General features: G+C 59.3%; 12 protein-coding genes. 10 read left to right on the top strand and 2 right to left on the bottom strand.

Features of this window, described 5'->3' with window-relative positions; translation table 11 throughout:
• The 5 genes from VNZ65_RS09370 to VNZ65_RS09350 all read left to right on the top strand — a co-directional run.
• Nucleotides 1-1,260, top strand: a 1,260-nt coding sequence (locus tag VNZ65_RS09370) for an NADH-quinone oxidoreductase subunit L (RefSeq protein WP_325668278.1), incomplete at its 5' end; no start/stop codon positions are given.
• 49 nt (nucleotides 1,261-1,309) lie between these two features.
• The gene (locus VNZ65_RS09365) at nucleotides 1,310-2,797 is read left to right on the top strand and encodes an NADH-quinone oxidoreductase subunit M (protein WP_325668276.1); all 1,488 of its coding nucleotides are present in this window, start codon (nucleotides 1,310-1,312) and stop codon (nucleotides 2,795-2,797) included.
• A gap of 215 nt (nucleotides 2,798-3,012) precedes the next feature.
• Entirely contained in the window at nucleotides 3,013-4,518 is a 1,506-nt protein-coding gene (nuoN, locus tag VNZ65_RS09360; protein WP_325668274.1) for an NADH-quinone oxidoreductase subunit NuoN, read from the top strand.
• A 4-nt stretch (nucleotides 4,519-4,522) separates the two neighbouring features.
• A complete protein-coding gene (locus VNZ65_RS09355) occupies nucleotides 4,523-4,837 on the top strand; it encodes a DUF2818 family protein (protein ID WP_325668272.1) in 315 nt (104 codons plus the stop codon).
• 138 nt (nucleotides 4,838-4,975) lie between these two features.
• Nucleotides 4,976-5,533: an NUDIX hydrolase gene (locus VNZ65_RS09350; protein ID WP_325668270.1), complete on the top strand. Its 558-nt coding sequence runs from the start codon at nucleotides 4,976-4,978 to the stop codon at nucleotides 5,531-5,533.
• A gap of 129 nt (nucleotides 5,534-5,662) precedes the next feature.
• Here VNZ65_RS09350 and VNZ65_RS09345 read toward each other — a convergent pair whose 3' ends face one another.
• Nucleotides 5,663-7,354 (bottom strand): electron transfer flavoprotein-ubiquinone oxidoreductase, encoded by a 1,692-nt coding sequence (locus VNZ65_RS09345; protein WP_325668268.1) that lies wholly within the window; start codon nucleotides 7,352-7,354, stop codon nucleotides 5,663-5,665.
• A gap of 431 nt (nucleotides 7,355-7,785) precedes the next feature.
• Between VNZ65_RS09345 and VNZ65_RS09340 the strand changes: the two genes are divergently transcribed.
• The gene (locus VNZ65_RS09340) at nucleotides 7,786-8,220 is read left to right on the top strand and encodes a thioesterase family protein (RefSeq protein ID WP_325668266.1); all 435 of its coding nucleotides are present in this window, start codon (nucleotides 7,786-7,788) and stop codon (nucleotides 8,218-8,220) included.
• Between the two features lie 7 nt (nucleotides 8,221-8,227).
• Here VNZ65_RS09340 and VNZ65_RS09335 read toward each other — a convergent pair whose 3' ends face one another.
• Nucleotides 8,228-8,803 (bottom strand): PAS and helix-turn-helix domain-containing protein, encoded by a 576-nt coding sequence (locus tag VNZ65_RS09335; protein ID WP_325668264.1) that lies wholly within the window; start codon nucleotides 8,801-8,803, stop codon nucleotides 8,228-8,230.
• A 119-nt stretch (nucleotides 8,804-8,922) separates the two neighbouring features.
• Between VNZ65_RS09335 and VNZ65_RS09330 the strand changes: the two genes are divergently transcribed.
• The 4 genes from VNZ65_RS09330 (at nucleotide 8,923) to VNZ65_RS09315 (ending at nucleotide 11,850) form a co-directional block, all read left to right on the top strand.
• Entirely contained in the window at nucleotides 8,923-9,624 is a 702-nt protein-coding gene (locus VNZ65_RS09330) for a CoA transferase subunit A (protein ID WP_062116785.1), read from the top strand.
• A 20-nt stretch (nucleotides 9,625-9,644) separates the two neighbouring features.
• Entirely contained in the window at nucleotides 9,645-10,298 is a 654-nt protein-coding gene (locus VNZ65_RS09325; protein ID WP_325668261.1) for a 3-oxoacid CoA-transferase subunit B, read from the top strand.
• Between the two features lie 301 nt (nucleotides 10,299-10,599).
• Complete coding sequence (locus VNZ65_RS09320; protein ID WP_325668260.1) at nucleotides 10,600-11,466, top strand: alpha/beta hydrolase; 867 nt, start codon at nucleotides 10,600-10,602, stop codon at nucleotides 11,464-11,466.
• Between the two features lie 33 nt (nucleotides 11,467-11,499).
• Entirely contained in the window at nucleotides 11,500-11,850 is a 351-nt protein-coding gene (locus tag VNZ65_RS09315; RefSeq protein ID WP_325668258.1) for a RidA family protein, read from the top strand.
• Nucleotides 11,851-11,892 lie beyond the last annotated feature (42 nt).

Raw genomic sequence — 11,892 nt, 5'->3', positions numbered from 1 at the left:
GTGACCCGCATGTCGCCGCTGTTCGAGCTGTCCGACACCGCCTTGTCCTTCATCCTGATCATCGGTTCGATTACCGCGCTGTTCATGGGTTTCCTCGGCGTGATCCAGACCGACATCAAGCGCGTGGTTGCTTACTCGACGTTGTCGCAGCTGGGCTACATGACCGTGGCGCTGGGCGCTTCGGCCTACTCGGTGGCAGTGTTCCACCTGATGACGCACGCTTTCTTCAAGGCTTTGCTGTTCCTTGGCGCCGGTTCCGTGATCATCGGCCTGCACCACGACCAGGACATGCGCAACATGGGCGGCCTGCGCAAATACATGCCGATCACCTGGATCACTTCGCTGATTGGCTCGCTGGCTCTGATCGGTACGCCGTTCTTCTCCGGCTTCTATTCGAAGGACAGCATCATCGAAGCGGCGCATGCGTCGACCCTGTTCGGCTCCGGCTTCGCTTACTTCGCCGTGCTGGCCAGCGTGTTCGTGACAGCCTTCTATTCCTTCCGCATGTACTTCATGGTGTTCCATGGCGAAGAACGTTTCGGCAAGGCGCACGATGACCACGGCCACCATGCGCCGGCGCATGCGGCAAACGATGCGCACGCCGCACACGATGGCCATGACGCCCATCATGACGAAGCCGAAGAAGAGCACGAGCACCACGGCCTGGCCCCGGGCCAGAAGCCGCACGAGTCGCCTTGGGTGGTGACGCTGCCGCTGATCCTGCTGGCGATTCCATCCGCCGTCATCGGTTTCTTTGCTATCGAGCCTATGCTGTTCGGCAGCTTCTTCAAGGACGTGATTTTCGTCAACGAAGCGCACCACGCAATGGAAGAGCTGCGCACGGACTTCCACGGCCCGATCGGCATGGTTGCACACGCATTCAGCTCGGCGCCTTTGTGGCTGGCGATTGCCGGCGTCGCTGCCGCCTATTACTGCTACATGGTCAATCCGCGTTTGCCTGCGGCGATCAAGCAGAAGTGCGGTCCGATCTATACGCTGCTCGAAAACAAATATTATCTGGACAAGTTCAACGACATCGTGTTTGCCGGCGGCGCCCGCATGCTGGGTCGCGGCCTGTGGAATGCAGGCGACCGCGGCCTGATCGATGGCCTGATCGTCAACGGCAGCGCCAAGGCAGTCAACTGGTTCTCGAAGATTACCCGTCTCTGGCAATCCGGCTATATCTATCACTATGCATTCGTGATGATCATCGGCGTGCTGGGTTTCCTGGTTTGGTTCATGCCGTATCCGTTCAAATAAGCTGCTAAAGCAAGCCCGGCAAACTCAGCAAGGTAGATAAATAATACATATGATGCAGTCAACTTTCCCTCTTCTCAGCCTCGCGATCTGGTGTCCGGTCGCGTTTGGTATCCTCGTCCTGGCAGTCGGCCGCGACGACAATCCAACCCTGGTGCGCTGGCTTTCGCTGCTGGGCGCAGCAGTCAGCTTCGTGGTCACCCTGCCGATCGTGCGGCAGTTCGACAACGGTTTCCAGGGCATGCAGTTCGTTGAAAAGTCGGTATGGATCGACCGCTTCAACATCAATTATTTCCTCGGTATCGACGGCATCTCGCTGTGGTTCATCCCGCTGACCGCCTTCATCACCGTGCTGGTGGTGATCGCCGCCTGGCAGGTGATCGAGAAGAAGGTTGCTCAGTACATGGGCGCTTTCCTGATCCTGTCGGGCCTGATGATCGGCGTCTTCTGCGCGCTGGACGGCATGCTGTTCTACGTCTTCTTTGAAGCGACTCTGATCCCGATGTTCATCATCGTCGGCGTCTGGGGCGGCAGCAACCGGGTGTATGCAGCGATCAAGTTCTTCCTGTACACGCTGATGGGTTCGCTGCTGATGCTGGTGGCATTGCTGTACCTGTACTTCCATTCCGGCACCTTCGAAATCCTGACCTGGCACCAGCTGCCGCTGGACATGTCGGAACAGATCCTGATCTTCCTGGCGTTCCTGATCGCGTTTGCCGTCAAGGTGCCGATGTGGCCGGTGCATACCTGGTTGCCGGACGCCCACGTGGAAGCGCCGACCGGCGGTTCCGTGGTGCTGGCTGCCATCATGCTGAAGCTGGGCGGCTACGGCTTCCTGCGTTTCTCGCTGCCGATCACGCCTGACGCCAGCCACTACCTGGCCGGCTTCATGATCACCTTGTCGCTGATCGCCGTGATCTATATCGGCCTGGTGGCGCTGGTGCAAAAAGACATGAAGAAGCTGATTGCTTATTCGTCGATCGCGCACATGGGTTTCGTCACGCTCGGCTTCTTCATCTTCAACGACATCGGCCTGCAGGGCGGCATCGTGCAAATGATTTCGCACGGTTTCGTCTCCGGCGCGATGTTCCTGTGTATCGGCGTGCTGTACGACCGCATGCATACCCGTGAAATTTCCGCCTACGGCGGCGTCGTCAACGTCATGCCGCGTTTCGCTGCCTTGTTCGTGCTGTTCTCGCTGGCCAATTCCGGCCTGCCAGGCACATCCGGCTTCGTCGGCGAGTTCATGGTGATCCTGGGCGCGGTCAAGTTCAATTTCTGGATCGGCCTGCTGGCAGCGACCGCGCTGATCCTTGGCGCGGCTTACTCACTGTGGCTGGTCAAGCGAGTGGTGTTCGGCGCCGTCACCAATTCGCATGTGAAAGAAATGCTGGACCTGAACAAGCGTGAGTTCGCCATGCTGGGTGTATTGGCGATCGCCGTCATCGCAATGGGCCTGTATCCGGCGCCGTTCACCGATGCCATGCAGGTGTCGGTTGCCGATCTGCTGAAGCACGTGGCGATCACCAAGTTAAATTAACAAATTGCGGGACAGAGGCGCACGGCGAGTGTTTGAGAGTCGCCGAAGCGCGACGAACTACACTACCCGTGCGGCTCTGTCCCCAACTGACTAGATAAAACGGTTGAATAGTAAAGAAAAGTAGCGGGACGGAGTTTAAGAGTCGCCACAGCGCGATGAATGACTCAGCCCTCAACTGACTAGAAGCGCAGTGTACAAAAATAAGTGGCAAATAAATGAATAACATGAATCTGATCCCTGTTTATCCGGAAATCTTTCTGCTGATCGCGACCTCGGTCGTGCTGCTGATCGATATGTTCGTTTCGGATGCCAAGCGCCACATCACCTATTACCTGACGCTGGCCGTACTGGCAGTGTGCTTTGTACTGACACTGGGTGCATTCCAAAGCGGGGAGACGGTTTACACCTTCCACAACATGTTCGTTTCGGATCCGCTTTCCAGCTTGCTGAAGCTGGTTTCCTACGTGGCGGTGGCGATGACCCTGGTCTACTCGCGCAGCTATGTCAGTGAACGCGCGATGGTGGGCGGCCATCTCGGCGGAGAATTCTATCCATTGGCCTTGTTCGCTTTGCTGGGCCAGATGGTGATGATCTCCGGCAGCAATTTCCTCAGCATCTATCTGGGCCTGGAACTGATGTCGCTGTCGTTGTACGCGATGGTGGCTCTGCGCCGTGAAAACACTTCCGCTACCGAAGCGGCGATGAAATATTTCGTGCTGGGCGCGATGGCTTCCGGTTTCCTGCTGTACGGGATGTCGATGCTGTACGGCGCCACCGGTTCGCTCGACCTGGTGGAAGTGGCGCGTGCTGCTGATTCCGGCAACATCAACCATACCGTGCTGGTGTTCGGCGTCGTGTTCGTGGTCTGCGGCCTGGCGTTCAAGCTGGGCGCGGTGCCATTCCACATGTGGGTGCCGGACGTCTATCAAGGCGCACCGACCGCAGTCACCCTGTTGCTGGGCGGCGCGCCCAAGCTGGCCGCTTTTGCGATCTGCTTCCGCTTGCTGGTGGAAGCGTTGCTGCCGCTGGCTGTCGAATGGCAGCAGATGCTGACTATCCTGGCGGTGTTGTCGCTGGCGATCGGTAACATCACCGCGATCGCTCAGACCAACATCAAGCGCATGCTGGCTTACTCGACCATTTCGCACATGGGCTTCATGCTGCTCGGCCTGTTGAGCGGCATCGTCGACAACAACCTGTTTTCGACTTCGAACGCCTATAGCTCGGCCTTGTTCTATGCGATCACCTATGTCATGACCACGCTCGGTACTTTCGGCGTCATCATGCTGCTGTCGCGCGCCGGCTTTGAAGCCGAAAACATGGATGACTTCAAAGGCTTGAACCAGCGCAGCCCTTGGTTTGCGGCCGTGATGCTGGTGCTGATGCTGTCGCTGGCGGGCATTCCGCCGCTGATGGGCTTCTACGCCAAGCTGTCGGTATTGCAGGCCGTGATCGGCACCCAGCAGATCTGGCTGGCCGTGGTAGCCGTGCTGTTCTCGCTGATCGGCGCCTTCTACTACCTGCGCGTGATCAAGATGATGTATTTCGACGAGCCGCAAGACCGTGCGCCTATCGTCGCCCACGCCGACGTGCGCGTGCTGCTGAGCCTGAACGGTATTGCCGTGCTGGTGCTGGGCCTGTGGCCTGGCCTGTTGATGGATGCCAGCAACCTGGCTATCGTCCGTACCCTGGCCGGTTTCATCGCCCGCGTCACCTCGTAAGCACGTGAACGTTTCGCTTTCCAGCCTGTTCGTCATCCTGCTCGCGCTGCTGGCGGCGAACCTGCCGTTCTTTAACGAGCGCTTGTTCGCGCTGCTGCCGGTCAAGTTCGGCGGCCAGGCCGCGGCCAAGCCGATCTGGGTACGTCTGCTGGAGCTGTTTGCGCTGTATGCGCTGGTTGGCCTGATCGCCCGCATGTTGGAAGCGAATATCGGCAATACCTTTGCGCAAGGCTGGGAATTCTATGCGGTCACCGGCTGCATGTTCCTGGTGCTGGCCTATCCCGGCTACGTACTGCGCTATCTGAAAAAACATCGCTGAAGCAAGCAGGGCGGGCGCATGCAGCGCCTGTCTGTCAGCACCGCCTCATGCGGCGCGCAGCACAGCCTGCGCTCGCAGGCATTACAATCCCATCTAGTCCGCTTATCTCGTTAGCCACCATTTCGCCGGAGCGTTTGCATGGATAGTCACCTCAAAGAAACCCAGATCGCCACGGCTGTCGCCTATGACGGCCATTTCCTCAAAGTGCAGCGCGACACGGTAGAACTGCCGGACGGCAAAGCCACCACCCGCGAATACATCAAGCACCCCGGCGCGGTCGTCATCCTGCCTTTGTTTGAAGACGGCACGGTGCTGCTGGAGCGGCAATACCGCTATCCGCTGGAACGCGTATTCATTGAGTACCCGGCCGGGAAAATCGATGAGGGCGAAGATCACCTGAGCTGCGCCAAGCGCGAGTTGCTGGAAGAGACGGGTTATACCGCCACTGAGTGGCAGCACGTCTGCACTATCCACAATGCCATCGCCTATTCCGACGAGCACCTGGAACTGTTCCTGGCGCGCGGCCTGGTGGCGGGCGAGCGCAAGCTCGACGAGGGCGAGTTCCTGGACGTCTTCAAGGCGCCGCTGACGGACATGCTGAGCTGGGTCAGGGAAGGCAAGGTCACCGATGTCAAAACCGTGATCGGCACCTTCTGGCTTGAAAAAATCGTCGCCGGCGACTGGAAGCTGCCGTAGGGTGGGCACATCGTGCCCACGCGTGAATTAACACTACGCGCCTGCCAAATTCCGTGCCACGCGGGTCTGGATTATGGTTATTGCGGTAGCGCGTGGGCACAAAGGCGTGCCACCCTACGCCTCGCCGGATTACATGTTTGGATAATTCGGGCCGCCGCCGCCTTCCGGCGTCACCCACACGATATTCTGGGTCGGATCCTTGATGTCGCAGGTCTTGCAGTGCACGCAGTTCTGCGCATTGATCTGCAGGCGTTCGGTATTGTCTTCATTGGTGACGAATTCATACACGCCGGCAGGGCAGTAGCGCGCTTCCGGGCCGGCATAGTCGCGCAGGTTGACGTTGACCGGGACGCTCGGATCTTTCAGGGTCAGGTGGATAGGCTGGTCTTCGGCGTGGTTGGTGTTGGAAATGAACACCGACGACAGGCGGTCGAAGGTCAGCCTGCCATCCGGCTTCGGATACTTGATCGGCGTGTAGTTGGCGGCCGGTTTCAGGCATTCGTGGTCGGCGTGGGTGTGGCGCAGAGTCCACGGCGCCTTGCCGCCGAACACTACCTGGTCGATGCCGACCATCAGCGTGCCCAGGTACAGGCCCTTGCTCATCCATGGCTTGAAGTTGCGCGCCTTGTGCAGCTCTTCATGCAGCCAGGATTTCTCAAATGCTGCGCTATAAGCTGTCAGTTCGTCGAACTGGCGGTTGTTGCCCAGCGCTTCGAAGGCGGCGTTGGCGGCCAGCATGCCGGTCTTGATGGCGGCGTGGCTGCCCTTGATGCGGCTGGCGTTGAGGAAGCCGGCGTCGCAGCCGATCAGGGCGCCGCCCGGAAAGGTCAGCTTGGGCAGCGACTGCAGGCCGCCGGCGGTGATCGCGCGGGCGCCGTAGGAAATGCGTTTGCCGCCCTGGAAGAACTTGCTGATTTCCGGATGCGTCTTGTAGCGTTGGAATTCCTCGTAAGGCGACAGGTAGGGGTTTTCGTAAGCCAGGCCGACCACGTAGCCGACTGCAACCTGGTTGTTTTCCAGGTGATACAGGAAGGAGCCGCCATAGGTCTGGGTATCCAGCGGCCAGCCGGCGGTATGCACCACCAGGCCCGGCTGGTGCAGCTTGGGATCGATTTCCCACAGTTCCTTGATGCCGATGGCATAGGTTTGCGGATCCTTGCCCTTGTTGAGGTCGTACTTCGCCATCAGCTGCTTGCCCAGGTGGCCGCGCGCGCCTTCGGCGAACAGGGTGTACTTGGCGTGCAATTCCATGCCGAGCTGGAAGGCGTCGGTAGGCTGGCCGTGGCGGTCCACGCCCATGTTGCCGGTGGCGACGCCCTTGACCGAGCCGTCTTCGTTGTACAGGACTTCAGCGGCCGGGAAGCCGGGGAAAATTTCCACGCCCAGCAGTTCCGCCTGCTGGCCCAGCCAGCGCACCACATTGGCTAGCGAGATGACGTAATTGCCATGGTTCTGGAAGCAGGCCGGCAGCATCCAGCTCGGCGTCTTGTAGGCTTTTTTCTCGGTCAGGAACAGGAAGCGGTCTTCGCTGACTTCAGTGGTCAGCGGCGCGCCCAGTTCTTTCCAGTTCGGCAGCAGTTCGGTCAGCGCCTGCGGGTCCATCACCGCGCCGGAGAGGATGTGGGCGCCGATTTCGCTGCCTTTTTCCAGTACGCAGACGGACACTTCGCGTCCTTGCTCGGTGGCCTGCTGCTTGAGGCGGATCGCCGCCGCCAGGCCGGCAGGGCCGCCGCCGACCACCACCACGTCGTATTCCATCGCTTCGCGCGGACCGTATTGTTCTAGGAGATTCTGCTGGTTCTGCCCTGGGGTTGGAGTCATTGTCTCTTTACCTATAATTAATTTTTCGAACGGATGTGCTAATTGTCCGGGATTTTCCGGCAGAATGCTAGGGCCTATTAGCCTTTGATTTGGGAGTGCGAACGCGCGGCAGGCGGCTCAGGCCTAGGCGCGCTGACGCGACGTAGCGGTGCTACGGCAAGGAGGCGCAACAACGGCATGTGACGCCTGCAGCCGTTCCCGGAGGGTTCCCACCAAAACGTGCGCTGGCGGCGTTGCATGGCTTGCTGGGGCTTCAGCCCCAGCTACGCCACGCGCCTTGCCAGCACACGTTTTGGTGGGAACGCATCTCCCAAATCAAAGGCTAATAGGCCCTAGGTTTCCTCAACGGTTAGTGTTGTTCCTCGCATATCGGACAGAGTGCCGAGCCGAGCTTGCTTACAGCCGGCTGATGGCAGATCACAGCAGTATTCATGAAAGTTGAAATAATGGAAACCAGAAAACACGTCCACACCACCAAGATTGCCATGCGCTGGGGCGATATGGATGCGCTCGGCCACGTCAACAATACGATTTATTTCCGCTATATGGAACAGGCGCGCATCGAATGGCTGCAAGAGCTCGGCAGCGATTTCGATTCCCGTCACGGGCCGGTGCTGGTCAATGCGCAGTGCAGTTTCTTGCGGCAATTGAAATATCCCTGTGAAGTCGAAGTCAAATCCTATGTCGGCGCCGTCGGCCGCTCCAGCTTCGAAGCGAGCTATGAAATCCGCCGCGCCGACATGCCCGACGTGGTGTTCGCCGAAGGCAGCGCGAAAATCGTCTGGGTCGATTTCGACCTGGAAAAGTCCATGCCCTTGCCGGATGATCTGCGAAAGCTGCTGACTAACCCTGCAACGCCAGCCTGAACGCTCGTTAAACCGGCTCGGCCTGCGTGATGCCGAGCAGGCGGTGCACCAGCTCGCTGGAGGTCGAGGCGGCGAACTTCTTCATCAGGTTGGCCCGGTGCATCTCCACCGTGCGCGGGCTGAGGCCGATCTGCTTGCCGATCAGCTTGCTGGTCTTGCCCTCCACCAGCAGCGCCGCAATCTCGCGTTCGCGCGGCGATAATACAGCGGAAGCCCGGCGTTTTTCACTCAAATCCTCGAAAGTCCAGATGCCAGAGGCGTGCGTGTCATGCGGCACCAGCGCATGGCCTGTCACATGGCACCAGAACAACTCGCCGCTGGCGCGCCGCATGATGCGTTCGTCGGAATAGACGCCTTTGGCGTTCATGATCGGCACGATGCGGGCGCCGGTGCGCTCGAACTCATCCTGGGTCGGGTATAGCAGCTGGAACGACTGACCGTTCAGTTCTTCCTGCTGGTAGCCGAACATGCGGGCCAGGGCCAGGTTGCACACTTGCATGATGCGGCGTTCCGACACGCACATGCCTATCGGCGCATGGGCGAAAATGGTCTGGTAATCGATGGCAGGATTAGGCAATGGCACTGGCTGCAGCTTGAGTTCGTAGTTTTACGGTATTGTTGGATGTGTTGCTTCGTCATATGCTAACAGACCGAGAGCAAAGCAATAATAGTTACTTAGTTTACACAAACAGGAGACAAGGCATGAACAAAGTTTATCCTGACGCGGCAAGCGCGTTGGCCGGCATAGTCAAGGATGGCCAGACCATCGCCGTAGGCGGTTTCGGCCTGTGCGGCATCCCTGAGGCGCTGATCCTGGCGTTGCGCAATTCCGGCGTGAAAGAGCTGACGGCGATTTCCAACAACGCCGGCGTCGACGGCTTCGGCCTGGGGCAATTGCTGACCACCCGCCAGATCAAGAAAATGATCGCTTCCTACGTCGGCGAAAACAAGGAATTCGAACGGCAGTACCTGGCCGGCGAGCTCGAGCTCGAATTCACCCCGCAGGGCACGCTGGCGGAAAAGCTGCGCGCCGGCGGCGCCGGCATCCCGGCCTTCTTTACCAAGACCGGCGTCGGCACCCTGGTTGCCGAGGGCAAGGAAATCCGCGAATTCGACGGCGCCAAGTATGTGATGGAGCGTTCGCTCGTGGCTGACGTCTCGCTGGTCAAGGCCTACAAGGCGGACCGCAGCGGCAACCTGGTGTTCAACAAGACTGCCCGCAACTTCAATCCGAACGTCGCCATGGCGGGTAAAATCACCGTGGTGGAAGTCGAGCAGCTGGTCGAGGTGGGCGAGATCGATCCGGACCAAGTCCATACACCGGGCATTTTTGTGCATCGCATCGTAGTCAATGCGAACCCGGAAAAGCGCATCGAACAGCGTACCGTTCGCCCTGCAGAATAAACTGAGACCAGGAGAATAAAATGGCATGGACACGAGATGAAATGGCCGCGCGCGCGGCAAAGGAATTGCAAGATGGTTTTTACGTCAATCTCGGCATCGGCTTGCCGACCCTGGTTGCCAACCACGTACCGAAGGAAATCGAAGTCTGGCTGCAGTCGGAAAACGGCCTGCTCGGCATCGGCCCGTTTCCGACCGACGACAAGGTCGACGCCGACCTGATCAACGCCGGCAAGCAGACCGTGACTTCCTTGCCGGGATCGGCTTATTTCAGTTCCGCCGATTCCTTCGCCATGATACGCGGCGGTAAGATCAATATCGCCATCCTGGGCGCCATGCAGGTGTCCAGCAATGGCGACCTGGCGAACTGGATGATCCCAGGCAAGCTGGTCAAGGGCATGGGTGGCGCGATGGACTTGGTGGCCGGCGTCGGCCGCGTCGTGGTGCTGATGGAGCACGTGGCCAAGGCCAAGGATGGCACCACTTCGCACAAGATCCTGGAAGCCTGCAACCTGCCGCTGACTGGCGTCGGCGTGGTCAACCGCATCATCACCGACCTCGGCGTGCTGGACGTGACGCCGCAGGGCCTGAAAGTGATCGAACTGGCGCCGGGCGTCAGCCGCGAAGATATCGTTGCGCAAACCGGAGCAGCGTTGGACCTGAGCGCGTTGCACTAAGTATGTAGGGTGGGCACGCTTTTGTGCCCACGCTGTATCGCGTTATCCGCGTGGGCACAAAGGCGTGCCCACCCTACTTCTTGGCAAGGTAGCCACCGAGCAGCCTGAATAACTCTAAAAAAAGCGGCGCCTGATACATTTATCAGGCGCCGCTTTTTCTTTGAATGCTTCCATTCGCTTCCCTTATGTTTAAGGTAAGGTGCAAGGGAGGGGCCATATGCGATAAGATGTTGTATATCCGCAAATCAAACGCGTTGTCCGCCGCGCGCTTGCTGCAAGTCTTAACCGAAACGGGGTATCAATGACCATCGCCACCCACAAGTCTGTTCAATGCATTTCTCCCGCCGGCCTGCACAAGATGGCTTACCAGGAATGGGGCGATCCGCATAATCCGAATGTATTGCTGTGCCTGCACGGCGTCACCCGCGTCTCCGACGATTTCGACCAGCTGGCGCGCGCCTTGTGCGATACCTACCGGGTGGTCTGCCCGGACGTGGTCGGCCGCGGCCGTTCCGACTGGCTGCGCGATCCGCAATACTACGTGCTGCCGCAATACCTGAACGACGTGGTGACCTTGCTGGCCCGCCTGAATGCCGAAACCGTGGACCTGGTCGGCACCTCGATGGGCGGCCTGATCGGCATCGGCCTGGCGTCGCTGCCGGACAACCCGTTGCGCAAGCTGGTGCTCAACGATGTCGGCCCGACCCTGAACGCGGATGCGATGGGACGCATCGGCGAATACATCGGCGCTGACATGCGCTTCCCGACATTTGACGAAGCGGCGGCCTACGTACGCGCCATCTCGGCATCGTTCGGCCCGCACACCGACGCCGAATGGCGCAAGCTGGCGGCCGACGTTCTGCACCAGAACGCCGGCGGCGAATGGACCCGCCACTACGATTTGAAACTGGCCGAGCCTTTCAAGTCGACCACGCCGGAAACCTTCAAGTTGTCGGAAGCGCTGCTGTGGAACGCCTACAAGGCGATCACTTGCCCAACCTTGCTGGTGCGCGGCGCCCAGTCGGACCTGCTGTCGCCCGAAACGGCGCAGCTGATGACGCAGTGCGGCCCCAAGGCCAAGCTGGTCGAGCTGGCCGGAGTCGGCCATGCGCCCACCTTGCTGCATACCGACCAGATTGAAGTTGTCAGCGATTTTCTGCTCGGCTGATTTTTTACCCTTTACTATTACAGGAGATGATTCATGGCTATCCAACGCCTGCATGTCGGCAAGAGACTTTCGGAAGTCGCCATCAATAACGGTACCGTGTACCTGGCCGGCCAGCTGGCCGAAGACACCACCCAGAACATCGAAGGCCAGACGCGCGAGACGCTCGGCCATATCGACCGCCTGCTGGCCGAAGCCGGCAGCGACAAGCATCACATCCTGTCCTGCCAGATCTACCTGGCCGACGTCAAGGATTTCGATGGCATGAACCTGGTCTGGGATGAGTGGGTCTCGGTCGGCAATGCGCCGCCGCGGGCCACGGTAGAAGCTAAACTCGCGCGTCCTGAAATCCTGATAGAAATTATCGTGGTCGCTGCGCAAAAATAAAGATGCAAGCATGGTTTCGCTCACTGCAACACAACGCGCTAC

This window comes from Collimonas sp. (genome assembly GCF_035566555.1).
GTDB lineage: Bacteria > Pseudomonadota > Gammaproteobacteria > Burkholderiales > Burkholderiaceae_D > Collimonas.
The sequence above is the reverse complement of the archived record's forward strand: the minus strand, read 5'-3'. Positions and strand labels throughout refer to the sequence as shown.

Bases quoted from the DNA above. Each gene is read 5' to 3' on its own strand.
- nuoN (WP_325668274.1), top strand. From the start codon at position 3,013: ATGAATAACATGAATCTGATCCCTGTTTATCCGGAAATCTTTCTGCTG.
- VNZ65_RS09320 (WP_325668260.1), top strand. From the start codon at position 10,600: ATGACCATCGCCACCCACAAGTCTGTTCAATGCATTTCTCCCGCCGGC.
- VNZ65_RS09325 (WP_325668261.1), top strand. From the start codon at position 9,645: ATGGCATGGACACGAGATGAAATGGCCGCGCGCGCGGCAAAGGAATTG.
- VNZ65_RS09350 (WP_325668270.1), top strand. From the start codon at position 4,976: ATGGATAGTCACCTCAAAGAAACCCAGATCGCCACGGCTGTCGCCTAT.
- VNZ65_RS09330 (WP_062116785.1), top strand. From the start codon at position 8,923: ATGAACAAAGTTTATCCTGACGCGGCAAGCGCGTTGGCCGGCATAGTC.
- VNZ65_RS09340 (WP_325668266.1), top strand. From the start codon at position 7,786: ATGAAAGTTGAAATAATGGAAACCAGAAAACACGTCCACACCACCAAG.
- VNZ65_RS09345 (WP_325668268.1), bottom strand. From the start codon at position 7,354: ATGACTCCAACCCCAGGGCAGAACCAGCAGAATCTCCTAGAACAATAC.
- VNZ65_RS09365 (WP_325668276.1), top strand. From the start codon at position 1,310: ATGATGCAGTCAACTTTCCCTCTTCTCAGCCTCGCGATCTGGTGTCCG.
- VNZ65_RS09315 (WP_325668258.1), top strand. From the start codon at position 11,500: ATGGCTATCCAACGCCTGCATGTCGGCAAGAGACTTTCGGAAGTCGCC.